This is a genomic window from Variovorax sp. GW821-FHT09D04 (assembly GCF_059416405.1).
The window spans coordinates 123,955-146,285 of record NZ_JBWKPA010000006.1 but is presented as its reverse complement, the minus strand read 5'-3'; the positions used below and the strand labels follow the sequence as shown (position 1 = coordinate 146,285).

Genomic DNA, 22,331 nt, shown 5'->3' with positions numbered 1-22,331 from the left:
GGTCGATTTCAATCCTGGGAAAGTTCGCTCGCATGCCACGAGCCCAGCGCCACCTTGGTGAGCCAGGCCATCAGCACGAAGAGCGCGACACCGGTGAGGGAGATGAGCAGCAGGGCCGCGAACATGCGCGGAATGTTCAGCTGGAAGCCCGCCTGCAGGATCTGGTAGGCCAGCCCCGCGCCCGAGCCGCCGGTGCCGGCCACGAACTCCGCCACCACCGCGCCGATCAGCGCCAGGCCGCTGGAGATGCGCAGCCCGCCGAAGAAATAGGGCAGCGCGCTCGGAATGCGCAGGCGCACCAGCTGCTGCCAGCGCGTGGCGCGGTTCAGCTTGAAGTAGCTCTGCAGGTCGGGGTCGATGCTGCGCAGGCCCAGCGTGGTGTTGCTGATGATGGGAAACAGCGCCACCAGCGCCGCGCACACCGTCATGGCCGCGACCGGGTTCTTCACCCAGATGATGATCAGCGGCGCCACGGCCACGATGGGCGTGACCTGCAGCAGCACCGCGTACGGAAAGAGGGCGGTCTCGATGCGCTTGCTCTGCACGAACAGGAACGAGATCAGCACACCCGCCACCGTGGCCAGCGCGAAGGACAGCACCGTGATCTTCAGCGTGACCAGGAGCGCGCTGCCCAGCGGCGCCCAGTCGGTCACCAGCGTCTGCACCATCAGCCAGGGCGAGGGCACGAGGTAGGGCGGCAGTTCCATGGCGACCACCATCCATTGCCACAGCGCGACCAGCACCACGCCGATGAGCACCGGGTAGAGCACGCGCTGCACGCGCGGCTGGCTCAGCAGGGGCGCCGCGGGTTTCGTCGCCGTCTTCATGGCGCGGCCTCCTCTTCTTCTGTGGTGCTGGCGCGCAGCAGGCTGTCCTGCAACTGCTTCGCGTGGCGCGCGAACGCGGGCGTGACCATGAAGTCGGCCTGGCGCGGGTAGGGCTCGTCGATCTGGAACTGCTCGACCACGCGACCCGGCCGCGCGGCCATCATCACCACGCGGCTCGAGAGGAACACCGCCTCGTGGATCGAGTGCGTCACGAAGATCACCGTGAGCTTCTTCTTGCGCCACAGTTCGAGCAGGTCGGCGTCGAGCTTGTGGCGCGTGATCTCGTCGAGTGCGCCGAAGGGCTCGTCCATCAGCAGCAGGTCCGGCTGCGTGACCAGGCCGCGCGCGATCGACACGCGCATCTGCATGCCGCCCGACAGCGCGCGCGGCAGCGCACTGGCGAACTTCTCCAGCCCCACGAGTGCGAGCGATTCCGTCACCCGCGCGTCGGCCTCCTTGCGCGGCACGCCGGCCAGGTCCAGCGGCAGCCGCACATTGGTCTGCACGCTGGCCCACGGCATCAGCGTGGGCGACTGGAACACGAACGACATCTTGTGCGGGCAGTCGTGCAACTGCGCCACGGGCTTGCGCCACACCAGCAGGCGCCCGTCGCTGGGTTCGAGCATGCCCGCCACCATCTTCAGCAGCGTGCTCTTGCCGCAGCCCGAGGGGCCCAGCAGCGTGACGAACTCGCCTTCGGCGATCGACAGGTCCACCGGCAGCAGCGCCTGCGTGCCGTTGGGGTAGGTCTTCTCGGCCGAGAGCACTTCCACCGCCGGCACGGCAGGCGTGGTCGGCGGTGCGAGGGTGTGGGGTTCGATGCGGTTCATGGCCGGCGAGGTTCAGGGCAAGACCTTGGCGTCCTTCACGAACTCGGTCGTGTAGGTTTTGGCCAAGTCGACCTTGGCCGGATCGAGCAGCTTGGAGGCCACGAGAAAGTCGTAGCTCGCTTTGGCGCGCGCATCGGTGATCACGCCGATGCCGAGCTTGGCCGCATCGCCGCCGGTGACCATGCCCATCTCCTTGAGCTTGGCCACGCTGTAGGCGAGCTGGTCGTCGGTCATGTTGGGGTTGTCCTTCTTGATCAGCGCGTTGGCCGGTGCCGGGTCGGCCAGGTAGCTCTTCCAGCCCTCGGCCGAGGCCTTCACGAAGGCGGCGACCTGCTTGCTGCGCTCCTTCACCGTCTTGTCCATGCACGACACGGTGACCGCGTAGGAGGGGTAGCCGTGGTCGCTGAACATGAGCACCGTGCTCTTCACGCCGGCCTTCTGGATGGCGTAGGGCTCGGAGGTCAGATAGCCCTGCTGCGCGGTGTTCGGGTCGGCCACGAAGGGCTGGATGTTGAAGGTGTAGGGACGCGTCTGTTCGTCCTTCAGGCCGAAGCGGGCCTTGAGCCACGGCCAGTAGCCGCGGTTGGCCTGCGCGCCGATGAGCAGCGTCTTGCCCTTGAGGTCCTCGAACTTCTTGACGTCGTCGTGCGCGATCAGCACCTGCGGGTCCTTCTGGAAGAAGGCCGCCACGTTGACCACCGGCACGCCGCCTTCGCGCACCTGCATCATCTGGATGTCGCTCGATCCCATGATGCAGTCGGCCTGGCCCGCGGCCATCATCTGCGTGATGTTGACCTGCGGGCCGCCCATGCGGATCGTCACGTCCAGGCCGTGCTTCTTGTAGATGCCCTGCGCCACCGCCTGGTAGAAGCCGCCGTGCTCGGCCTGCGCATACCAGTTGGTCATGTAGGTGAACTTGTCCTGGGCCTGTGCGGGTGCGACGGCCGCGAGGAGCGAGAGCGCGGCGGCGCCGGCCAGGGAAAGAGCGAAGGAGCGCATGGTGGGAACCTCTCGAAGGCAGGAGTGGAAGAACGGGGAAGAAAAAAAGAACCGATGTACGCAGCGCGCGCGGCACGCCTCAGGCGGGCTCGAACGACTGCTGGATGAAGCCCTGCTGGTGGCCGCGCTCCCAGGTGGCTTCCTCGCGCACGACCCAGCGCAGCGCATGAAGCTCGGTCAGTGCCTGCGCCCAGCTGCCTGCGAGCGTGTCCAGGATTTCGAGGCCCTGTTCGCGCGTGGCGCTGGTCGGGTCGCCGATCACGCCGCTGGGGCCGAAGTCGCGCGCGGTCCAGGCGCAGGCCGGGCGGCCGTCGGCCGACAGCAGCTTGATCGGGAAGGGCGGCGGAAAGTTGGCCACCGCGCGTTCCATGTGCACGGTGTCGGGCGCCAGCGCGAGCATCAGCGCGGTTTCCGAATGGCCCGCGTGCATCGCGAGCTTCTTCTCCTGCTCGCTCACCTGCCGGCTCGCCGCGCTGGGCAGGCGCGACACGCCGTGCGGCACGATCACGAAGTCGCCATGGCGCAGGCGCAGTTCGCGCGCCGCCATCTCCAGCACCTGCGGCTGGCCGCCGTGCCCGTTGGCGAACAGCAGCTTGCGAAAGCCCGAGCGATACACCGATTCGCCGATCTCGATCACGGTCGACAGCAGCGTGGTGCCCGTGAGCGTCACCGTGCCGGGAAAGTGCAGGTGCTCTTCCGACTTGCCGTAGGTGATCGGCGGCAGGGCAAAGGCGCGCACTTCGGCCGGCAGCTTCTCCAGCGCCTTGCCCATCACGCCCGAGGCGATCACGCTGTCGACCGAGCACGGCAGGTGCGGGCCGTGCTGCTCGATCGCGCCGCACGGCAGCACGATGACGGTGTTCTCGCGGTCGGGCAGCGCGGCGATTTCGGTCCAGCTCAGGTAGGGCAGGAAGCGGTGGGGCGGAATGTAGCCGTGGAGCATGGGGGTCCTTGCGTGTTCTTTATTCAGGGAAGAAAGGCGATGCATCGCCGTGCGTCACGCGGCCGTCGCGCAGCACCACGCGGGTGGCGCTGCGCGAGGGCCAGCCGTGGCGGTCGGCCTGCGTGAACAGCACCAGGTCGGCTTTCGCGCCGACCAGCGTGGGCGCCGTCGTGGCGGGCGTGCGTTCCAGCCAGTCGCTGCGGCACAGCGCCTGCGACCAGGTGTCGAAGGGGTCGTCGAGCTGTGCCACCAGCGCGGCCGTGCCCAGTGCCTCGACCGGATCGAAGCTGCCGAGGCGGCAGAACGGGTCCTGCACGTTGTCGCTCGCGAACAGCAGCGGAATGCCGCGCGCATGCGCTTCCTTGACCAGCGTGATGCCGCGCTGGCGCGGCGTGCGCCCGGTGACGGCGTCCTGCAGCAGCAGGTTGGTGGCGGGCAGCGACACCACGGTGATGGGCGCGCGCGCCACGGCGTCCAGCGTGGCGAAGGCCTGCGCCTCGGGCTGGGCCGCCAGCGCGCAGAGGTGGCCGCAGACCACGCGGCCTTCGTAGCCGATCTCGCGCAGCAGGCGCGCGGTGGTCTGCAGGCCCACGGCCGAGGCGTCGAGTTCCTCGTCCACGTGCAGGTCGATGTCGAGCTCGCAGGCCTGCGCCGCCAGCAGCAGGTTGCGCAGCGCGTTCTCGCTCCAGTTGGTGGAGTGCACGAAGCCGCCGAGCAGCGCGTGCGGTCCGGTGGCCTTCACCTGCCGCGCCAGGCGCAGTGCCTGCGACGCGTCTTCGAACAGGGGCAGCTTGATGAGGGCGACCTGCTCCAGCCGCACCCGGCCGGCCCATTCCTGCGCCAGCTCGGCCATGACGGGCCAGGCCGTGGGCAGCGCGTCGGGCTCCCACCAGTCGACGTGCGTGCGCACATGGGCGGTGCCGCATGCCCAGGCCCATTGCAGGCCGCGCGATGCACGTTCGCGCACGTCGGCGGGCGTCCAGTGCACGCGGTCGGCCAGCATCGCGTCGATCGCGCCGAGCAGGCCGGGCTGCACCTTTTGCATGCGCGCCAGCGTGAATGCCTTGTCCAGGTGCGTGTGCGCGTCGACGAAGGCGGGGAGGGCGAGCGTGCCGGCGAGGTCCCAGCCGGCGCCCGGCGTGATGTCCCTCGCGGGCTGCACCGAGCGGACGCGGCCGGCTTCGATGCCGATGCGTGCGAGTTCGGGCACACCGTGGCGCTGCGGCCAGTCGGCGGGCAGCAGCCAGCGCGGCAGCCGTGCGTTGTCCAGCAGCGCGGGCGCGGTCATGCGAAACGCGCCTCCGCCGGGCCTGCGGGGGCGCTGGTTTCCATCGACAGACGGCAGGCAACGCGGACGTGCATGAATTTGACCAATCAATCAGAGCAACTGGTCAGGTTATGCAAGCGACGTGCCAGTCCGGGTGCACCGGACTGGGGAGGCGGGCGTCTGCCCGCGACTGATGCGACTACGTTGCCTGGCGCGGCCAGAGCCGCACCGCCAGCGCGGCGGTGGCCGTGGCGGTCGCCAGCGCCGTCACGCCGGCCCAGCCCCACGCGGCGAGCACCAGCGCGCCCAGCGCCGAGCCGGTCGCCATGCCGATGAACATGCTGGTGAACAGCACGGCGTTGAGCCGGCTGCGCGCACCGGGCTCGATGCCGTAGACGATCGTCTGGTGGGCGATGAGCGCCGCCTGCATGCCCAGGTCGAAGCCGATCGCGGCCAACGCCAGCAGCCACAGCTGCGCATGCGGCGCCATCAGCGGTGCCAGCCCCATGGCCGCGAACGACACCAGCGCCAGCCCCGCGCCCAGGCGCGTCACCAGCTCCGGTCCGCGCCGGTCGGCCAGCCGCCCGGCCAGCGGTGCCGCCAGCGCGCCCGCCGCGCCGGCCAGGCCGAAGGCGCCTGCCGCCGCGCTGCCCAGGTGGAAGGGCGCGCCGTGCAGCATCACGGCCAGCGTCGACCAGAAGGCGCTGAATCCCACGGCCAGCAGCGCCTGGGCCAGCGCCGCGCGGCGCAGCGTGCCGTGGCGCGACCACAGCGTGCCCAACGAGCCGAGCAGGGCGCCGTAGGCCAGGTGCGTGGTCGGCCGAAAGCGCGGCAGCCCGCGCCAGGCCGCGGCGCCGATGAGCGCGATGCTGGCCGCGGCCGCGATGAACATCGCGCGCCAGCCGAAGTGCTCGGCCACGAAGCCGCTCACCACGCGCGACAGCAGGATGCCCAGCAGCAGCCCCGTCATCACCGTGCCGACCGTCTTGCCGCGCGTGGCGTCGGGCGCCAGCGTGGCGGCGGCGGGCACGAGGTCCTGGGCCATCGTGGCCGCCAGCCCGATCGCGAGGCTGGCCGCGAGCAGCACGCCGATCGACGGTGCCGCGCCGGCCACCAGCAGCGCGGCGCACAGCGCCCCTGCCTTGATCAGCACGATGCGGCGCCGGTCGAAGCGGTCGCCCAGCGGCGCCAGCAGCAGGATGCCCAGCGCATAGCCCAGCTGCGTGAGCGTGGGAATGAAGCCCACCGCACGGGTGGAGGCGCCGATGTCGGCGCCCAGTACCCCGAGCATCGGCTGGGCGTAGTAGAGCGAGGCCACCGACAGGCCCGCGCCGGCGGCCAGCAGCAGGATCAGCGAGGCCGGCAGGCCGTGCCCCGGCGCGGAGGCCGGTGCATGCGTGGTTTGAATGGAAGACATGGTGTTAACCCTCGATTATCGAAGCAAGGGTTGGAATGTGCCCGCTGGGGGCTTGGCTTGGTAGTCCCGTGGATCGCACAATGCCCATACGCCAAACGCATAAATAAGGCCATGTCCACGTCCCCTGCTGTCGACCGCATCGAGCTGATGCAGACCTTTCTTCACATCGTCGAGGCCGGCAGCCTGTCGGCCGCCGCGCTCCAGATGGGCGCGACCCAGCCCACCGTGAGCCGTCGCCTGCAGGCGCTGGAGCGCTCGCTGGGCGTGCGGCTGCTGCGTCGCTCCACGCACGCCATGAAGCTCACGGAAGACGGCGAGCGCTGCTACGAGCGGGCCCGGGAGCTGATCGCCGACTGGCACGCCTTCGAAGCCGATCTGCGCGGCGTGGGCGACGAGCCCGAGGGCACGCTGCGCGTGGTCGCGCCGCATGCGCTGGGCCAGCTGCTGCTGGTCGGTCCGCTGGCCGAGTACCTGCGCGCCTATCCGCGCGTGTCCGTCGAATGGCTGCTGAACGACCGCCGGCCCGACTTCATCGCCGAAGGCGTCGACTGCGCGATCCAGGTCGGCGAGATGACCGACGCGATGGCCGTGGCGGTCAAGGTCTCGGAGGTCCCGCGCGTGGTGGTCGCCGCGCCCTCGCTGCTGGAGGGCCGCTCACCGCCCGCGCACGCGGCGGAACTGGCCGAGCTGCCGTGGCTTGCGCTGCGCACCTTCTATCGCAACGAGGTGCTGCTCACGCACCGGCCGACCGGCGAGATCGCGCGCGTGCCGATCCGTCCACGCATGAGCACCGACAGCCTCTATGCGCTGCAAAGCGCGGCGCGCATGGGACTGGGCGCCTGCCTGGGTTCGGCCTGGCTTCTGAACGAGGACATCGCCGCCGGACGGCTGGTGCAGCTCGTGCCGCAATGGCATGTGGCGCCGCTGCCCGTCTACCTGACCTACCCGCACACGCGCTTCCAGCCGGCGCGCTTGCGCCGCTTCATCGAGATGATGCGGCTTGCATTGGCCGACCCGACGGGCCAGGTCTGGGAGGCGCGCGTGGGCTGAGCGAGGGCGGTGCGGAACTCAGGCCTTGATGCCGCAGCCGCCCAGGACGAACGCCACCAGTTCGCGCGCGATCGGTTCGCGGTCGATCGGCGCCTCGGGCGGCAGGCCGAGCATCACGCGCGTCTGGATCGCGTAGTCGGCGTAGCTCTGGGTCATGGCCCAGATGTGCATCAGCAGCAGGCGCGCATCGAGCGGGCGCATCTGCCCGCGCGCGATCCAGCCGTTGATGATGTCGACCTTCTTCTGCGTCCACGCCTGCGCGTTGGGCCAGTAGCGGTCGAGGTTGCGTCCGCCGTCGAGCACCTCGCGCGTGAAGATGCGCGAGATCTCGGGGTTGTCGAACGCATGGTCGAGCTTCTTGCGGATGTAGTCGCCCAGCACCGTGGCCGGGTCGCTGGCGTCCTCGAACGAGAACACCACCTTCCAGGCATGCAGCACCTGCATCAGCAGCTCTTCGTAGAGCTCTTCCTTGCCGGCGATGTAGTAGTGCAGCTGGGGCTTGGTGAGGCCGGCGCGCGCGGCGATGGCCTGGGTGGAGGTGCCCTTCAGGCCGTGCAGGCTGAACTCGGTCACCGCCGCCGTGCGGATGGCCGCCATGATGCGTTCACGCCCCGGCCTCGCGCGCGACAGCGGGCCGTCGGGTGCGGGCATTTCTTGGGCGATGGCGGGGGGCACGGGGGCGGTGGCGACGGTCATGGGCGTGGGAGGCGCGGCGTGCGCCCGGCCGATGGTAATCCTTGGCCCGTGGCCCTTTCTTGCAATGAGTGCGCCTGCACCTTTCTCGATGGGCGATGAAAGGTGACAGCGGTCGGCATCGAGGCGTTTCCCTGAGCTATTTTTTTCTTCCCCTTGCCTCTACCAGCGCCGAACCGCTGTCGAAACGTAGTGTGCGCAACGCAGGTGAAGTCAGAGTGAAGTCTGTGCAGGCCTTGCGTGAACGGATCAGAGGCCGTCCAGTTCGCCCTTGACGTGCGTGCGCGTGTCGCCGCCGACCCAGACCTGGCCGGCGTCGTCGCGGGTCAGGTGGATGCGGCCCTGCCGGCCCAGGCGTGTGCCCTGCGCGGCGACATAGTCGTCTTGTGCCACGCCCGTGGCGAAGAGCCACTGCGCGAGCGAGGCATTGAGGCTGCCCGTGACGGGGTCTTCGACGATGGCGCCCAGATGGTCGGTGAAGAAGGCGCGCACTTCGAAGGCTGCATCGCCGCCCTCGGCATGAGGGCCGACCACGCCGACGTCGATGCGGGTGGGCCAGCGTCGGGCCGGCTCCAGAGACAGCACCTTCTCGGCCGACGCCAGCCGGATTCCCAGCCAGCCGGGGCCGTTGTCGATCCAGGCCGCGTCCTCGATGTCGTCGGCTTCGATGCCCAGCAGCCGCCGTGCATCGTCGAGTTCGACCGGGGTCGGCGCGCCCGAGCGGATCAGCGGCGGCGCGGCGAACGCGAGCCGTCCCTGGTCGCGCCGAATCTGGACCAGCCCTGCGCCGCACTCCTGCGTGATCACCGTGGCTTGTTGCCGGGGCGCGCCCGGGCCTGACAGCCAGGCGTGGCAGCTGCCGAGCGTGGGGTGGCCTGCAAAGGGCATCTCCCGGTCCAGGGTGAAGATCCTCACGCGGTAGTCCGCCTCCGGGTGCGTGGGTGCGAAGACAAACGCGGTTTCCGAGAGGTTGAACCAGCGCGTCAGCTGCTGCATGTCGTGCGTGGCGAGGGCGTCGGCGCCGGTGACGACCGCCAGCGGATTGCCCGAGAGCGGGCCGGCGCCGAAGACGTCGACCATGTGGACGGTGATGCTCATGCGTTCGGTCTTTCGCCGGGATTCATTGGATTCAATTCTGCGAGACCAGCAGCTTGAGCCCCGCGGCCGCGAACACCGCCGAGAGCACGCCTTCGATCCAGCGCCGCAGCCGCGCATACAGCGCAATCATCGAGGCGGTGGAGAAGACGATCGCGTAGCCGCCGAACACCATGATGCCGAGGCACACGCAACCGCCTACGATGGCCGGCAACCCGCCGGCGGGTGCGTCCTGGCGCACGCCGAGCGAGATGATCGCGATCCACGACATGATCGCCTTCGGGTTGCCGATGTGCATGAGCACGCCCTGGCGGTAGAGGGTGCGGTAGCGCAATGCGCCGCGTTCCGCGCTGTTCTTCACCGCGTCGGTGCCGGGTCGCATGGCGGACCGGCCCGCGCGAAAAGCCAGGTACAGCAGGTAGAGGCCGCCGGCGATCTTGAGCACGACAAGCGCCCGCGCATACGCGGTCAGGACCGCGGAAACACCGGTCGCCGCCAGGATCGCCCAGAAGAGCGAGCCCGTGACAACGCCGGCCGCAAGCGCGAGCGCAGGGCGGCGGCCGTCACGCATCGCGGTGCCCATGATGGCCATGTTGCTCGGCCCCGGACTGGCGGTGGCGATGAGGTACGTCCCGTAGACGAGTGCGATCTGGCTGACGGCCATGCGGGTGCTCCAAAACCAAGGGTGTCTTCGGCGGCCTGCCTTCCGGAGGCCGAGGAGTGAAAGTTACACTATTGAAATATTCAAAAAGTGTCACGTGACACTTTTATTTGCAAGGCCGCGCACGTGCTCCTTCGATCCTCCTGGACGCCCCGTCTGGCAAGCAACGGCACGAATGCCACCGAGCGGGTGGTGCTGGCCCTGGCCGACGACATCGTCGAGGGGCGGCTCGCGGGCGGCGATCGCCTGCCTGCCCATCGGGACCTGGCGAAGACGCTGCAGATCGGCCTGGGCACCGTGACGAAGGCCTATGCCATCCTGGAGCGCAGGGGCCTCACGCGCAGCGTCAAGGGCCGGGGAACCTTCGTGGCGATCCACCAGGCGCACGGCGACCGGCAGATCGATCTGTCGTCGAATGCGCCGCCGGCTGCGCTCGGTGCGCGCGTGCTGGCGCGCACGCTGACGGGCATCGCGCGCAAGATCGACGCGGATCACTTCAACCTGTACGCGCCACCCGGTGGGCACCTGGAACATCGCCGCGTTCTCGCTCGCTGGCTCGAAACGATCGGCCTGGCCGTCGATCCGTCGCAGCTGGTGCTGACCAGCAGCGCACGCCAGGCGCTGTCGCTGGCCTTCGATCTGGTGTGCGGGCGGCAAGGCGTGCTGCTGACCGAACGGATCACCTATCCCGGCGCCCTCGCGCTGGCCCGGCGCAAGGGGTGTCGCATCCAGGGCGTCGAGATGGACGCGGAAGGGATGGTGCCGCAGGCGCTCGCACAGGCGCTCGACGGCGTGGCGCCCGCCGGAGGCACGGCGGTCTATCTCACCCCGACGCTGCACAACCCGACGACGGCCACGATGAGCGCGAAGCGACGGCGGGCCATCGTGGCGGTGTGCCGCCGCGCGGGCGCCTGGATCATCGAAGACGGCGTGTATGCGGCGGCCTCCGACGGCTTGCCCCAGCTGGCCACATTGGCACCCGACATCGCGTTGCACGTGAACGGGCTCTCCAAGTCGCTCGGCCCGGGATTGCAGGTCGGCGTGCTGGCACTGCCGACCGACCTGTGCGGCCCGGCGCAGGAGCTGCTGCAGGACGTGCCCATGGCGCCGTCGGCGTTCTCCTGCGCAGTGGTCGATGAATGGCTGGCCACCGGCGTGGTCGCCTCGGTCCAGCGCGATCTGCGCCACGAGGCCCGGCGGCGTTCCAGGCTGGCCGTCTCGCTGCTCGGTGCCCGCGAACTGGTCTGGCATCCCGATGCCTACAACGTCTGGCTGCCGATGCGGCGCGATGTTGCCGAAGGCGTCGTGGCCGCGGCGGCGCAAGCCGGCGTGAAGCTCACCCCGCCGCAGACCCTGATGGCGAACCCGAAGGACAAGGCGAGCGGCCTGCGAATCTGCCTGGGCGGCCCCGGCTTCGACGAGCTGACCGGGGCCCTGGCGCTTCTGGCCACCTTGCTGAAGCGAAGCGCCTGACGCGGCGCGGACCTCAGACCACCGGTGCCGGGGCGCCGTCGGTGGGCGCGCTGGCGTGCCGGTCGTCGGGCGGCGCGGTCACGATCGAGTCGAGGGCGGGCTCGGCCTTGCGAAGGCGTGCGAGATCGGGCCGCGGCCGGCGCAGCCGCGGGTCGGGCGCGAAGGCCTGTTCCATCGCCTGCGCGGCCGACAGCAGCGCGAGGTCGCCGCGAAAGCGCCCCACCACCTGCAGGCCGAAGGGCATGCCGCGCTCGTCGGTGCCGCACGGCAGGCTGATTGCAGGGTGGGTGGTCAGCGTCACGACGTAGGTCAGTGCGAGCCAGCGGTAGTAGTTCTCCTGCGGGCGGCCGTCGATCTGCAGCGCATGCGACTGCGTCCAGGCAAAGGGCGACACCGGTGTCGTGGGCGAGAGCACGAGGTCGTAGTTCTCGAACACCTTCTGGAAGCGCTGGAGGATGCGCGTCTGTTCCGTCTGCGCCCAGGCCGCGTCCGGCAGGCTCATGCGCGCGCCCATCTCGTAGTTGCTGCGCGGGTTCGGGCCCAGGCTCTCGGGGGCGCGTTCGTAGGCCTCGCGCATGCCGGCGACGAAGGCCTCCGCGCGCAGCACGTCGAAGCAGCGGTGCACTTCGCCCAGGTCGAAGTGCACCTCGTCGCAGGCCGCAAAGAGTCCGCGCATGGCGGCCATGCGGTCGTGCATCGTCCGGCGGATCGACGGGTCGACATCGCACAGGCCGAAGTCGGTGGTCCAGGCCACGCGCAGGCGCGACAGGTCCAGCGGCGTCGGCCGCGCAAAGGCCGACGCATCCAGCGGATAGCTCAGGGGATCGCCCGGATGCGGGCCCGCCGTGGCCGCGAGCTGGAGGCAGGCGTCGGCCACATCGCGCCCCATCGGACCGACCACCGAGATCGGCGACCAGCCCAGGCTCTTGCGCACGCTGGGCACGATGCCCGGCGACGGCCGCAGGCCCACCACGCCGCACTTGGCGGCCGGGATGCGCAGCGAGCCGCCGGTGTCGGAGCCGGTGCACACCGGCAGCATGTCCAACGCCAGCGCCGCGGCCGAACCGCCCGACGAACCGCCGGCGTTGAGGTTGGGGTCGAAGGGATTGCCCGTGGCCCCCCAGACCGGATTGCGGCTGTTGGCGCCGGCGCCCATCTCGGGCACGTTGGTCTTGCCCACCACGATCGCCCCGGCGGCACGCAAGCGGCGCACCAGCTCGATGTCGTTCGACGGCACATGGTTGCGCAGGGCGGGGGTTCCCATGGTGGACAGCAGTCCCGCCGTCGGCTCGAGGTCCTTCACGCCCAGCGGCAGGCCGTGCAGCAGGCCCAGCGGCTCGCCGCTCTTCACGGCCCGCTCCGCGGCGCGGGCTTCGGCGCGGGCGCGCTCGTAGCAGGTGGCGGTCACGGCGTTGACGAAGGGGTTGAGCTGTTCGATGCGCGCGATGCAGGCTTCGAGCAGTTCGACCGGCGAAAGGGCGCGGGTGCCGATCAGCCGACGCAGTTCCACGGCGGAGAGTTCGACGAGATCGGAGGAGGAAGAAGTTTGGGTCATGGCTTTCGGAATGTGCCGCACTCAGTCGGCCTGGATGTTGGCGCGCCGGGCGACGGCGCGCATGAGCGGCAGTTCGCGTTCGATCTGCGCGAGCGAGGCGGCGGCGCCGGCGAAGGCCGGCTCCGCGCCCTGGGCCTGCAGGGCCGCCTGGGCCTGGGGCGTGGCGACGATCTTGGCGAGTGTCTTCTCCAGCCGCTCGCGCACCGGCGCGGGGGTGCCCTTCGGCGCGACGACCATGATCCAGGTGTCGGCATCGACCTCGGGGTAGCCCGCCTCGGCGAAGGTCGGAACCTGCGGCAGCTGCGAGGAGCGCTGACGGGTGGTCACGGCGATCGCCTTGACCTTGCCGCCCTTGAGCTGCGGAATGGCGGCGGTGACGGTGTCCACCGAGAACGGCACCTGGCCGCCGATCAGGTCCGTCATGGCCGGTGCGCTGCCCCGGTAGGGCACGTGCATGATCTTCGCGCCCACCGCCTGCAGGATGATCTCGCCGGTGAAGTGCGAGGAGGTGCCCGTGCCGAAGGATGCGTACGAGTACTTGTCGGGCGCCGCGCGCACCGCGCTGGCGAACTCCTTGACGTTGCCGATGGGCACGTTCTTGTTGGCCAGCAGGATCAGCGGAATGCGCGCGACGATCGCGACCGGCTCGAAGCTGCCCAGGGCGTCGTAGGGCAGGTTCGGGCGGATGGCCGGGTTCATCGTGAGGGTCGAGCCCGAGCCGAGCAGCAGGGTGTAGCCGTCGGGCGATGCCTTGGCCACGAACGCGGCGCCGACCGCCGTGCCGGCACCGGGGCGGTTGTCGATGAGCACCGGCTGCCCCAGTTCCTCCGACAGGCGCTGGCCGACCAGGCGCCCCACCGTGTCCGCGCTGCCGCCGGGCGGGTACGGCACCACCAGCGTGACGGGGCGCGTCGGGTAGGCCAATTGAGCCTGCGCCTGTGCCATCGCGGGCAGGGCCGTGCCGAGGCAGGCGGCCAGGCCCGCGAGGACGGCACAGCACCAGCGCCGCTGCGGCGCTTGCGAACGGGGAGCGTTCATTGACAGGGTCCTTCCGTAGAGCGAAGAGAAGAGGGGGAGGGGAAATGCTGGGGCACGCCCTGCGGTGTAGCAAGCACAATGATTGGAAGGTTGCGTTGCTGCTGTCGCAACGCAGACCACGTCGATGAAATCTCCCACTTCCAAGCCTCCCGCCTCCGCCCGCACCGGGGCGCGCACCGAACGCCCGATCAACCAGCGCGTGCTCCAGGAGGAGTCGATGCGCTACTTCCTGGAGGTGGCGCGCGTCGGCTCGGTCACCGAGGCGGCCGTGCGGCTGAACGTGGCGCCGTCGGCCGTGAGCCGCCAGATCGGCCGCATCGAGCGCGAGCTCGACACCCTCCTGTTCGAGCGCCGCGCCCGCGGCATGGCGCTCAATTCAGCCGGCGAGCTGCTGGCGGCGCACGCGCGCCGGGCCTGGCTCGACATCGAGCGCGTGACGGACGACATCCTCGCGCTGCGCGGCCTGCGCAAGGGCGAGGTGCGCGTGGCCGCGACCGAGGGCTTTGCCTACGAGTTCCTGCCGGCCCTGGTGGCGGCGTTCCAGGCGCGCTGTCCCGGCATCCGCTTCTCGCTCGACATGTGCGTGCAGCGCGAAGTGGCGCGCCGCGTGCGCGAAGGCCTGGTCGACCTCGGCGTGACGGTGAGCCTGGGCTCGGAGCACGGCCTGGACGTCGAGATCCGGCACCCCTCGCCCGTGTGCGCGGTCATGGCGCCTTCGCATCCGCTGGCCGAGCGGCGGCAGGTGTCGCTGGCGCAGGTGGTCCATTACCCGCTCGCGCTGCCGGCGCCCACGTCGACGCTGCGCCAGCTGCTCAACATCAGCTGCGCCCGCCAGCGCCTGCCGCTCGAGGCGGCATTGACCAGCGATCACCTCTACCCGCTGGTGCACTACGCGGCGCACGGCCAGGCCGTGACCTTCTGCGGCGAGCTCGCGCTGCGCCAGCAGCTCGAGAACGGCACGATCGTGGCGCGTGCCTTGCGCGACCGCGAGATGAACGAGCGGCATTTCGAGGTGCAGAGCATGGCGGGGCGGCGCCTGCCCGATGCGGCGCGCGCGTTCGTCGAGCACCTGCGCGAAGTGCTCAGCGCTTGATGCGCGGCGCGGGGCCGAAGCTCAGTCGGCCGTGATGTTGTTCGCTTTCACGACGGCGCCCCACATCTTGTACTGGTCGCGGGTCATCGCGCCGAGCTGCTCGGGCGAGCCGCCGCCGGGCTCGTCCCCGCGATCGACGATGCTCTTGACGACGGTCGGCTCCTTCAGGGCCGCGTTCATGGCGCTGTTGGCCTTCTTCACGACCTCGGGGCTCAACCCGGGCGGCCCGTACAGGCCGATGAAGGAGATGATGCTGAAGTCCTTGATGCCGCTTTCCGCGGCGGTGGGCACATTCGGCAGCATCGGCGAACGCTTGTCGCTGGTCACCAGCAGGGGCCGCAGCTGACCCGACTTCACGAACGGCGCGACGACGGAGGTGGCGTCGAACATGGCGTCGAGGCGGCCGGCCATCAGGTCGACCATGGCCGGGCTGCTGCCCTTGTAGGGCACATGGTTCATCGCCGGGTTGCCCAGGCGCTCGCGCAGCAGTTCCATGGTGACGTGAATCAGCGAGCCTGCGCCCCCCGTTCCGTAGTCGATGCCCTTGCCGCTCTTGGCACGCGACTTCACCTCTTCGGCGAACTGCGCGTAGGTCTTGATCGGCGAGGTGGCGGGCACCACCAGGACCAGCGGCGACTGCAGCATGATGCCGATGGGGGTCATCTTTTGCGGGTCGACGATGCCGAGCTTGGTGTACACGTGCGGCATGATCGTCATCGAGCCGTTGCCCACCAGCAGCTTGTGGCCGTCCGGCGGCGCCTTCATCAGTTCAACGGACGCGATGTTGCCGTTCACGCCGGCCTTGTTGTCGATGACCACGGGCTGGCCGAGCGCGCCCTGCATGCCGTTCGTCAACACGCGGCCGGCGAAGTCGGTCTGCCCGCCGGGCGGGAAGCCGATCAGCAGCGTGACCGATTTGCTGGGCCAGGCCGTCTGTGCCCACGCGGGGCTTGCCCCGAAGGCGCCCAGGCCGAGTGCCGCGGCACCCAGGCAAAGAAGCAGGCGCCGCGGCGCTGCACGAAGGGGCTGGGTGGCTTGGATCATGAAGTCCTCCGAAGGGTCGTCTGTGGCAAATCGCAGCGCGCCCGCCCGTGGATCGACACACGGGCCGGGGCGCTGCCCTGCGGGCTCAGTTCACGGCGAAGCAGTACATCAGGCCGGCACTGCCGCTTTGCTTGAGCTGGTCGACGCTGCAGCCCCGCGTGCCGTGCGAGGCGTTCCACGAGGCGTTGGCGACCGGGTCGGGGTTGGTGCCCTTCTTGTCGTGGTGGCCGACGATGGCCGAGCCGTCGACGCTGCGCGTCCAGTTGCCGCAGGTGGTGTCCTTGCCGGCGGCGGCCGGTGCGAGCGTGCCGTCGGGGCGCGAGCCGGTGAGGATGTCGTGCCGGTTGACCGGGTCACCGAAGCCCGAGACCACCTCGCCCTTTTCGGTCAGCGAGGTGTCCTTGCCGAGCTTGGCGTTCGCGCTGTGCAGGTCGGCCACGCTGGTGGCCACGACCACGCCCTTGGCATTGCGCCACGGCCCGGCGCCGATGCGGTCGCGTGCGTTGACGGCCGGCTGGCCGCCCGCTTCGGCGGCGCTCAGGTAGGCACGCCAGGTCTTGCCGCCCGCACCGGCGCTGGCGGCCAGCGCCTGGCACTGGCGGTCCGCGCCGGCCAGGCCGCCGAGGTCGCCGCCCTTGCCAGGGTTGGCACTCGTGATGAAGAAGCTCATCGGGTTGGCGTCCTTGCCCGAAGACATGGCGCCGCATGCAGCGAGGAGCGCGACCGCCGAGGCCGCGGCACCCCATGACAGAACGGAACGATGGCGCATGCGAGGTCTCCTTGGAGTGGTTGGAGTTGGCGAGGCTACCCGCTTCGCACACGCCGCGTTCCCCTCGACAACCCGCAGACACGCTGGCCGTGGGCGAGGTGGTCGAGGGGGCGCGTGCTCAGGGCGTCAGCGCCGCGGAGCCCGCGATCGCGTTCGCCTCGGCCGCGCAGTCGGCCGCGGGCGGAGCGCTGTCCGGCCGGCTGCGTGCCTGCGCGATCTCGTTCTTCGCCGCGCTCATCTGCGCCGTGAACACCGGGTTGGCGTGCAGCCGGCCCACGGTGGCCGCGCCGATCAGGCGTCCTGCTTCGATGTCGCTGCGCCAGTGCACGCCGCAGATGCCGCGGCTTTGCGCGAAGGCGCGGCCGCGCTGCAGCAGCGCGTCCGTGCGCTCCGGCGCGAGCTCCGTCAGCACCAGCGCCCAGGCCCAGCCCAGCGCCGAGTGCCCGGAGGGGTAGGAGCCGTCCTTGGCCAGGTGCGCTTCTTCCTTCGGCGTGCAGCTGGCGGCCTTCAGTGCCACGAAGGGCCGCGTGCGCTGGTACTTCTCCTTGGCCTTGTAGGTGGCGCCGCCGGCATCGGCCAGCGTGCGCCGCAGCAGCATGTTCAGGTGCGGCGTCTGCTGCTCGGAGATGCGCACGCCCAGCGCGCAGGAGAAGGTGGAGGCCGCCTCCGGAAAGCGCAGGTTGGCATCGCGCACCGCGAGCGCGCCGCGCGGCGAACCCTGCAGCGCGGTGAGGCTGCGGAACGCGGCGACGTCGGCCGCCAGCGCGGCCGAGTTGGCCTCGGGCGGCGGCGGCAGCAGCGCCAGGCTGTCGGGCATCTCGGCCGAGGCCAGGTAGCCCTTGAGATAGCCCGACCCCGGGCGTGTTTCGCCGACGTCGGCCGCCGAGGTGGTCGGCGCGGGCGGCGTGGCGCATCCGCCCGCGAGCAGGGCCGCGATGAGCAGCGGCGACAGGTGTTTCAAAGCCATGGGTACCTCTTCTCGCATGCGCTCAGAACGCGTGGCGGATGCCGAAGTCGTAGCCCATCGACGAGCGCGGCGCCCAGCCTGCAGCCTGCGCGGTGCCGCCCGTGAGGTAGGCGGCCGAGCCGCCGGTGATGGCGCCCATCACGCCGGGGTTGTTCCAGCCGTCCTTGATGCGGATGCGCGACACCGAGGCGTACAGCGCGGTGCGCTTGGACAGGTTGTGCACGTAGCCCAGCGAGATCTGGTTGGCCGTGGTGTCGCGGTTGCCGTTCAGGCCCCACAGCAGGCTGTTCAGGTCGGTCGCGGCCGGCGCGCCGTTCTTGTACTTCACCGACGCGTACGACGCGCGGATGAGGCCTGGGCCCACCGGCACGGTCACGCCCAGCATGTAGCCGTTGTACTTGTCCTTGCGCGTGGCGGTGTTCATGAACGGAGCCGCCAGGCCCGGCAGGTTCTGCAGCGTGCCCGTCTCGTTCTTGTCCTGCACGCGCGACACCTCGGCGAACAGCTTGGCGGGGCCGAAGTTGTACGACGCGCCCAGGTTCAGCGCGTTGATCTTGCGCTCCTGCGTGGCGGTCGCGATGCCCAGCGCGTTGAGCGTGGTGCTGTCGGCGGCCGTGCTCTGGCCGTAGGCGATGGCCATGTCGAGCGGCCCGCTGGCATAGCCCAGGCGGCCGCCCACGTAGCGGCCCTTGGCCGATGGCGTGCCGGGCTGGTCGCTGCGCTGGGTGTTCTCGTGCAGCGTGTACTGCAGCTGGCCGTAGACGCCGCCCAGGTTCGGCGGCAGGAAGTAGCCGATCGAGTTGCCGGTGCGGATGTAGTTGTCGGTCGCGGCCACCACGGAGCCGGGGCCGGCGATGGCGGCGATGCGGCTGTTGATGTTGGCGATGAGGTTGGTGCCCACGCCGTTGGTGCCGAAGGGATCGAAGACGGTGTCGTTCCAGAAGGTCGCGGCGTAGTCGCGGCCCAGGCGCAGTTCGCCGAACGGGCCCGACAGGCTCATCGTCGAGCGGCGGTTGAAGTTGGTGATGCCCTTGGCGCCGTCGTCGTTGGTGATGCCCGACTCCAGCCAGAAGCTCGCCGCCAGGCCGCCACCGAGGTCTTCCGTGCCGCGAAAGCCGACGCGGCTGCCCGCATAGCCCGAGTTCGACAGCGCGGTCTGGCTCGTCTTGGCACTGCCGCCCGCGGCGTTCGCCGGTTGCAGCGCGAAGGGGTTGGGGCTGTGGTACGTGCTCTTGGACGTGTAGCGGCTGATGCCGACGTCGACGATGCCGAACACCGTGACGGACGATTGCGCCGATGCAGTACCGGCAATCGCGAGAAGGGCCAGTGCGGCGAGGGAGTGATGTTTCATGGCAGGTCTTGCTTTGCTTGCTTCTTCAGGGATGAACGAGTCCGCTGGTGCGCATCGCTGCGTTCCAGGGCTCGGGTGTTCCGAAGGGCGGATGCCCTTCGGGGACTTCGGGAAAAAGGGGGGCGGCCTCTAGCCGCGCACGCAGGGCGTGCGGCCGCGCATCACGGCATTCGCATCGCGTCGCGCGAGCCGCGCATGCTGCGCAGGGGTCTCGTCGTTCGCGCATCGCGTCGCATGCGCGACGCGAGAAGCCGGATCAACGAACGCGCCGCGGTGCTGCAAAACAGCGGCAGGCGTGCAGGCAGGGAACGTGCATGTCTCACTTAGGGAGTTCCTCGTTGTTCTTTGATTGGCCAGTCCTATGATAGGAATCGCTGCTCTTCGAATCCGTCAACCAGGCAACAGTTTTTGCTGAGTCATCCCATGGAATACCCGCAACCCGTATCGCAGAGCACAAGGGAAGAGATCGAGCACGGGCTGAGCACGTGCGCGGTGTTTCTCGATTGGCCGAAAGACCGGCTGCGCGAGTTGGCGAACGCCGCGCGCGCCAGGCACTACCGGCGCCGCACGCCGCTCGTGAGTCGCGGCAACCACCAGCGGGAGGTGTTCGTGATCGTGTCGGGCTCGATCGAGATCGCGGCCACCAACGCGGCCGGCGACAAGTACATCCTCTCGGTGCTCGGGGCCGGCCAGATCACGCGCATGGTGCATCTCATCGACGACATGCAGCCCATCTTCGCCTTCGATGCGCGCGCCGATTCGCACATCATCCACATCCCCGGTGCCGCGATGCGGCGCATCCTCGATGCGGAGCCGGTGCTGTGGCGCAGCATCGCCCAGACCATGCTGCGGCGCTATCGCATGAGCGCCGAGATCCTGCAGGACCAGGTGCTGGGCTCGGTGCGCCGGCGCACGGCGATCACGCTGCTCAACATGGTGTATCGCTACGGGGACGCGAGCGGCGCGCCGTGCGACACCGAGCTGCGCGTGTCGCAGACCGACCTGGCGAACATGCTGGGCGTGTCGCGCCAGACCGTCGGCAAGGAACTGGCGCAGTTCAAGGACGAGGGCGTGCTCGGCTGCAACGAGGGCTACCGCCTGGTCACCGTGGTCGACCTGCCCCGGCTGCACCGCATCGCCGCGGAAGACTGAGGCCTCAGCACGGCGCGCAACTCAGGCGGTAGGCGTGCGGGCTGGTGCCGGTCCAGCGCACGAAGGCATGCCGGAAGTTCGCGGCCTCGCTGTAGCCCAGGCGCTCCGCGATCTCCTCGGTGGTCATGCGGGTCTTGCGCAGGTACTCGATGGCCAGCCGCAGGCGCACCTCGTTGAGGATCGACCGGTACGTGGTGCCGTGCGTCGCGAGCCGCCGCCGCAGCGTGCGCGGCTCCAGCGCGAGCGTGCGGGCCATCGACTCGATGCTCGGAAAGCGCCACGGCATCTGCTCCACCAGCGTGCGGCGCACCGCCGCGGCGATGCCGCCGGCATGCGCCAGCCCGGCCACGAACTGCTGGCAGCTCTCGCTGGCCATGGCGTGCGTGAGCGGATCGTGCAGGCGCGGCGCGCGCGTGCACCAGGCCTCGTCGAACTGCAGCGCGTTGTCAGGCTGGCCGAACTGCACGGGGCACTGGAACCACGCCTCCCAGACGCCCGCGCCGTGCTCGGGAGCGGGGCAGGCCAGGCGCAGGCCCGTGAAGCCGAAGCCATCGCCGTAGAGGTCGCGCGCCAGCGTCAGGTGGGCCGCGAAGGTGAAGGCCAGCGCAAAGCGGTAGAGCGGGTCGCGCGGGTCGGGCGACACCAGCACCTCGAAGCTGCAGGTGCCCGGCGCGCGCGCGGGGTCGTGGTGCATGTCGGCCAGCGGCCCGATGGCGCGGCGGTAGGTGATGGCGAACTCGATCAACGCGCTGAAGGTGGGGCTGCTCTGCAATGCATAGCCCCACATGCCGTAGGCCGTGAGGTGCATGCGCGCGCCGGCGCGCAGCGCCACCGTGGGGTTGCGTGCCAGCGCGAGCGCATTGCGCAGCACGGTGACCGTCTGCGCATACGACACACGCGTGCCGGGCTCGCGCAGCGCGGCCTCGTCGAGCTCGCTGCCGGCCAGGGCCTGTGCGGCGGGGATGCCGTCCGAGGCCAGCGTGGCGACGATCGCGGCGATGCGCTGCGGGGTGTACACCCGGGGTTCGAAATCGGGAGGCGGGTGATGCACGGGTCTCGGCCGGCGGCGCAATCAGTCCAGCGTGACGCCCGTGGCCCGCGTGAGCTTCAGCGACACGGGCAGGAACGCCTTGTACGCCGCCGAGGCTTCGGTCGGCGTGTTGCCGATGGGCTCGGCGCCCATGTCCTCGATGCGGCGCTGCACTTCGGGCTGCTTCACCACCGCGGCGACTTCGCGGCTGAGCTTCTCGACGATGGCATCGGGCGTCTTGGCCGGCACCAGCAGCGAGGTCGGCGCCATGAGCATGAACATGTCGTCCTTGTAGCCCTGCTCGGCGAAGGTGGGCACCGTGGGGGCGGCCTTGGCGCGCTGCGCGCCCGGCACGGCGATGGCGCGCAGCTTGCCGGCCGCGACGTAGGGCTGGAAGGTGCTGATGGAACCCACGGTCATCTGGATCACGCCGCTGAGCAGGTCGACCGCCATCGGGCTCTCGCCCTTGTAGGCCACGTGCAGCGTCTGGGTGCCGTAGGTCTTGTCCATGAAGACCTGCATCTGGTGCGGCTGCACGCCGGGGCCCCAGGAGCCCATCGCGTACTTGCCGGGCGCCTTGCGCACGGCCTCGACGAGGCCCTTGAAATCCTGGGCCGGCACCGAGGGGTGCACGACCATGATCGTGCGCGTGCTCGCGATGTCCGACACGTGGCGCAGGTCGGTGCGCGGGTCGTAGGGCAGCTTCTTGTACAGCGCCAGGTTCGCGGCGATCGGGCCCGGCACCGACAGCAGCACGGTGTAGCCGTCGGGCGCGCTCTTGGCCACGTAGTCGGTGCCGATGATGCCGCCTGCGCCGCTGCGGTTCTCCACCAGCACCGGCTGCTTCAGCCGCTTGGCGAGCCCGTCGCCCACCAGCCGCGCGAGCGCGTCGGCCGAGCCGCCGGCCTGGTACTGGACGATGATGCGGATCGGCTTGCTCGGGTAGTCGGCCTGCGCCAGGGCGGCACCGGCCGCCAGGTGGAGCCCGACGATGCACAGGCCGGGCGCGCGCAGCGCGCGGAAGCGGGAACGGGTCATGAAGTGAGTGCCTTTCGGGTGGGAGACGATGCGGTCGGT

At 70.1% G+C, this 22,331-nt stretch carries 21 protein-coding genes; 4 read left to right on the top strand and 17 right to left on the bottom strand.

All coding sequences use genetic code 11. The annotated features are described in order from the left end of the window. Nucleotides 1-8: 8 nt before the first annotated feature. The 6 genes from AC07O4_RS19525 to AC07O4_RS19500 form a co-directional block, all read right to left on the bottom strand. On the bottom strand, nucleotides 9-827 hold the full coding sequence (locus AC07O4_RS19525) for an ABC transporter permease (RefSeq protein ID WP_095744426.1): 819 nt from the start codon (nucleotides 825-827) through the stop codon (nucleotides 9-11). Beyond that, nucleotides 824-1,657 (bottom strand): ABC transporter ATP-binding protein, encoded by an 834-nt coding sequence (locus AC07O4_RS19520; RefSeq protein ID WP_495305398.1) that lies wholly within the window; start codon nucleotides 1,655-1,657, stop codon nucleotides 824-826. Before AC07O4_RS19520 ends, AC07O4_RS19525 begins: the two co-directional genes overlap by 4 nt. 12 nt (nucleotides 1,658-1,669) lie before the next feature. After that, on the bottom strand, nucleotides 1,670-2,656 hold the full coding sequence (locus AC07O4_RS19515) for an ABC transporter substrate-binding protein (RefSeq protein WP_495305397.1): 987 nt from the start codon (nucleotides 2,654-2,656) through the stop codon (nucleotides 1,670-1,672). Between the two features lie 79 nt (nucleotides 2,657-2,735). Continuing rightward, nucleotides 2,736-3,599 carry a creatininase family protein gene (locus AC07O4_RS19510; protein ID WP_495305396.1) on the bottom strand — a complete coding sequence of 288 codons (864 nt, stop codon included), beginning with the start codon at nucleotides 3,597-3,599 and terminating at the stop codon, nucleotides 2,736-2,738. A gap of 19 nt (nucleotides 3,600-3,618) precedes the next feature. After that, nucleotides 3,619-4,887, bottom strand: coding sequence for an amidohydrolase family protein (locus tag AC07O4_RS19505; protein ID WP_495305395.1), 1,269 nt, complete (start codon nucleotides 4,885-4,887; stop codon nucleotides 3,619-3,621). A gap of 178 nt (nucleotides 4,888-5,065) precedes the next feature. Further along, nucleotides 5,066-6,283: an MFS transporter gene (locus AC07O4_RS19500; protein WP_495305394.1), complete on the bottom strand. Its 1,218-nt coding sequence runs from the start codon at nucleotides 6,281-6,283 to the stop codon at nucleotides 5,066-5,068. Nucleotides 6,284-6,394: 111 nt separating this feature from the next. On the opposite strand from AC07O4_RS19500, the gene AC07O4_RS19495 reads away from it, so the two are divergent. Further along, nucleotides 6,395-7,333, top strand: a complete 939-nt coding sequence (locus AC07O4_RS19495; protein WP_492741315.1) for a LysR family transcriptional regulator — start codon at nucleotides 6,395-6,397, stop codon at nucleotides 7,331-7,333. An 18-nt stretch (nucleotides 7,334-7,351) separates the two neighbouring features. Here AC07O4_RS19495 and AC07O4_RS19490 read toward each other — a convergent pair whose 3' ends face one another. The 3 genes from AC07O4_RS19490 to AC07O4_RS19480 all read right to left on the bottom strand — a co-directional run bounded on the left by AC07O4_RS19490 (nucleotide 7,352) and on the right by AC07O4_RS19480 (nucleotide 9,785). Then, nucleotides 7,352-7,984 carry a TetR family transcriptional regulator C-terminal domain-containing protein gene (locus AC07O4_RS19490; RefSeq protein ID WP_062470962.1) on the bottom strand — a complete coding sequence of 211 codons (633 nt, stop codon included), beginning with the start codon at nucleotides 7,982-7,984 and terminating at the stop codon, nucleotides 7,352-7,354. Nucleotides 7,985-8,275: 291 nt separating this feature from the next. After that, the gene (locus AC07O4_RS19485) at nucleotides 8,276-9,124 is read right to left on the bottom strand and encodes a PhzF family phenazine biosynthesis protein (protein WP_495305393.1); all 849 of its coding nucleotides are present in this window, start codon (nucleotides 9,122-9,124) and stop codon (nucleotides 8,276-8,278) included. 31 nt (nucleotides 9,125-9,155) lie between these two features. Beyond that, a complete protein-coding gene (locus tag AC07O4_RS19480; RefSeq protein ID WP_495305392.1) occupies nucleotides 9,156-9,785 on the bottom strand; it encodes a LysE family translocator in 630 nt (209 codons plus the stop codon). Between the two features lie 123 nt (nucleotides 9,786-9,908). Between AC07O4_RS19480 and AC07O4_RS19475 the strand changes: the two genes are divergently transcribed. Further along, on the top strand, nucleotides 9,909-11,255 hold the full coding sequence (locus AC07O4_RS19475; RefSeq protein WP_495305391.1) for an aminotransferase-like domain-containing protein: 1,347 nt from the start codon (nucleotides 9,909-9,911) through the stop codon (nucleotides 11,253-11,255). Between the two features lie 13 nt (nucleotides 11,256-11,268). Here the strand turns inward: AC07O4_RS19475 and AC07O4_RS19470 are convergent, their stop codons facing one another. Beyond that, complete coding sequence (locus AC07O4_RS19470; protein WP_495305390.1) at nucleotides 11,269-12,810, bottom strand: amidase; 1,542 nt, start codon at nucleotides 12,808-12,810, stop codon at nucleotides 11,269-11,271. Between the two features lie 21 nt (nucleotides 12,811-12,831). After that, nucleotides 12,832-13,848 (bottom strand): Bug family tripartite tricarboxylate transporter substrate binding protein, encoded by a 1,017-nt coding sequence (locus AC07O4_RS19465; RefSeq protein WP_495305389.1) that lies wholly within the window; start codon nucleotides 13,846-13,848, stop codon nucleotides 12,832-12,834. 217 nt (nucleotides 13,849-14,065) lie between these two features. Between AC07O4_RS19465 and AC07O4_RS19460 the strand changes: the two genes are divergently transcribed. Continuing rightward, the gene (locus AC07O4_RS19460) at nucleotides 14,066-14,941 is read left to right on the top strand and encodes a LysR family transcriptional regulator (RefSeq protein WP_370869953.1); all 876 of its coding nucleotides are present in this window, start codon (nucleotides 14,066-14,068) and stop codon (nucleotides 14,939-14,941) included. 21 nt (nucleotides 14,942-14,962) lie between these two features. Here the strand turns inward: AC07O4_RS19460 and AC07O4_RS19455 are convergent, their stop codons facing one another. The 4 genes from AC07O4_RS19455 to AC07O4_RS19440 form a co-directional block, all read right to left on the bottom strand. Beyond that, nucleotides 14,963-15,985 carry a Bug family tripartite tricarboxylate transporter substrate binding protein gene (locus AC07O4_RS19455; protein WP_062470813.1) on the bottom strand — a complete coding sequence of 341 codons (1,023 nt, stop codon included), beginning with the start codon at nucleotides 15,983-15,985 and terminating at the stop codon, nucleotides 14,963-14,965. 85 nt (nucleotides 15,986-16,070) lie between these two features. After that, nucleotides 16,071-16,754, bottom strand: a complete 684-nt coding sequence (locus tag AC07O4_RS19450; RefSeq protein WP_369644166.1) for a hypothetical protein — start codon at nucleotides 16,752-16,754, stop codon at nucleotides 16,071-16,073. A gap of 118 nt (nucleotides 16,755-16,872) precedes the next feature. Then, entirely contained in the window at nucleotides 16,873-17,721 is an 849-nt protein-coding gene (locus AC07O4_RS19445) for an acid phosphatase (RefSeq protein WP_495305388.1), read from the bottom strand. 22 nt (nucleotides 17,722-17,743) lie between these two features. After that, a complete protein-coding gene (locus AC07O4_RS19440; RefSeq protein WP_495305387.1) occupies nucleotides 17,744-19,072 on the bottom strand; it encodes a porin in 1,329 nt (442 codons plus the stop codon). A 423-nt stretch (nucleotides 19,073-19,495) separates the two neighbouring features. Here AC07O4_RS19440 and AC07O4_RS19435 point away from each other — a divergent pair, with 423 nt between their 5' ends. Continuing rightward, entirely contained in the window at nucleotides 19,496-20,224 is a 729-nt protein-coding gene (locus AC07O4_RS19435; protein ID WP_082817968.1) for a Crp/Fnr family transcriptional regulator, read from the top strand. A gap of 4 nt (nucleotides 20,225-20,228) precedes the next feature. Here AC07O4_RS19435 and AC07O4_RS19430 read toward each other — a convergent pair whose 3' ends face one another. Together AC07O4_RS19430 and AC07O4_RS19425 are read right to left on the bottom strand one after the other, a co-directional pair. Continuing rightward, complete coding sequence (locus AC07O4_RS19430) at nucleotides 20,229-21,275, bottom strand: AraC family transcriptional regulator (RefSeq protein ID WP_495305386.1); 1,047 nt, start codon at nucleotides 21,273-21,275, stop codon at nucleotides 20,229-20,231. Between the two features lie 21 nt (nucleotides 21,276-21,296). Next, a complete protein-coding gene (locus AC07O4_RS19425; protein WP_495305385.1) occupies nucleotides 21,297-22,292 on the bottom strand; it encodes a Bug family tripartite tricarboxylate transporter substrate binding protein in 996 nt (331 codons plus the stop codon). Between the last annotated feature and the right edge of the window lie 39 nt (nucleotides 22,293-22,331).

What these genes read in the sequence shown, in the direction of transcription:
- AC07O4_RS19525 (WP_095744426.1), bottom strand. Translation starts at nt 827, where the DNA reads ATGAAGACGGCGACGAAACCCGCGGCGCCCCTGCTGAGCCAGCCGCGC.
- AC07O4_RS19520 (WP_495305398.1), bottom strand. Translation starts at nt 1,657, where the DNA reads ATGAACCGCATCGAACCCCACACCCTCGCACCGCCGACCACGCCTGCC.
- AC07O4_RS19515 (WP_495305397.1), bottom strand. Translation starts at nt 2,656, where the DNA reads ATGCGCTCCTTCGCTCTTTCCCTGGCCGGCGCCGCCGCGCTCTCGCTC.
- AC07O4_RS19510 (WP_495305396.1), bottom strand. Translation starts at nt 3,599, where the DNA reads ATGCTCCACGGCTACATTCCGCCCCACCGCTTCCTGCCCTACCTGAGC.
- AC07O4_RS19505 (WP_495305395.1), bottom strand. Translation starts at nt 4,887, where the DNA reads ATGACCGCGCCCGCGCTGCTGGACAACGCACGGCTGCCGCGCTGGCTG.
- AC07O4_RS19500 (WP_495305394.1), bottom strand. Translation starts at nt 6,283, where the DNA reads ATGTCTTCCATTCAAACCACGCATGCACCGGCCTCCGCGCCGGGGCAC.
- AC07O4_RS19495 (WP_492741315.1), top strand. Translation starts at nt 6,395, where the DNA reads ATGTCCACGTCCCCTGCTGTCGACCGCATCGAGCTGATGCAGACCTTT.
- AC07O4_RS19490 (WP_062470962.1), bottom strand. Translation starts at nt 7,984, where the DNA reads ATGCCCGCACCCGACGGCCCGCTGTCGCGCGCGAGGCCGGGGCGTGAA.
- AC07O4_RS19485 (WP_495305393.1), bottom strand. Translation starts at nt 9,124, where the DNA reads ATGAGCATCACCGTCCACATGGTCGACGTCTTCGGCGCCGGCCCGCTC.
- AC07O4_RS19480 (WP_495305392.1), bottom strand. Translation starts at nt 9,785, where the DNA reads ATGGCCGTCAGCCAGATCGCACTCGTCTACGGGACGTACCTCATCGCC.
- AC07O4_RS19470 (WP_495305390.1), bottom strand. Translation starts at nt 12,810, where the DNA reads ATGACCCAAACTTCTTCCTCCTCCGATCTCGTCGAACTCTCCGCCGTG.
- AC07O4_RS19465 (WP_495305389.1), bottom strand. Translation starts at nt 13,848, where the DNA reads ATGAACGCTCCCCGTTCGCAAGCGCCGCAGCGGCGCTGGTGCTGTGCC.
- AC07O4_RS19460 (WP_370869953.1), top strand. Translation starts at nt 14,066, where the DNA reads ATGCGCTACTTCCTGGAGGTGGCGCGCGTCGGCTCGGTCACCGAGGCG.
- AC07O4_RS19455 (WP_062470813.1), bottom strand. Translation starts at nt 15,985, where the DNA reads ATGATCCAAGCCACCCAGCCCCTTCGTGCAGCGCCGCGGCGCCTGCTT.
- AC07O4_RS19450 (WP_369644166.1), bottom strand. Translation starts at nt 16,754, where the DNA reads ATGCGCCATCGTTCCGTTCTGTCATGGGGTGCCGCGGCCTCGGCGGTC.
- AC07O4_RS19445 (WP_495305388.1), bottom strand. Translation starts at nt 17,721, where the DNA reads ATGGCTTTGAAACACCTGTCGCCGCTGCTCATCGCGGCCCTGCTCGCG.
- AC07O4_RS19440 (WP_495305387.1), bottom strand. Translation starts at nt 19,072, where the DNA reads ATGAAACATCACTCCCTCGCCGCACTGGCCCTTCTCGCGATTGCCGGT.
- AC07O4_RS19435 (WP_082817968.1), top strand. Translation starts at nt 19,496, where the DNA reads ATGGAATACCCGCAACCCGTATCGCAGAGCACAAGGGAAGAGATCGAG.
- AC07O4_RS19425 (WP_495305385.1), bottom strand. Translation starts at nt 22,292, where the DNA reads ATGACCCGTTCCCGCTTCCGCGCGCTGCGCGCGCCCGGCCTGTGCATC.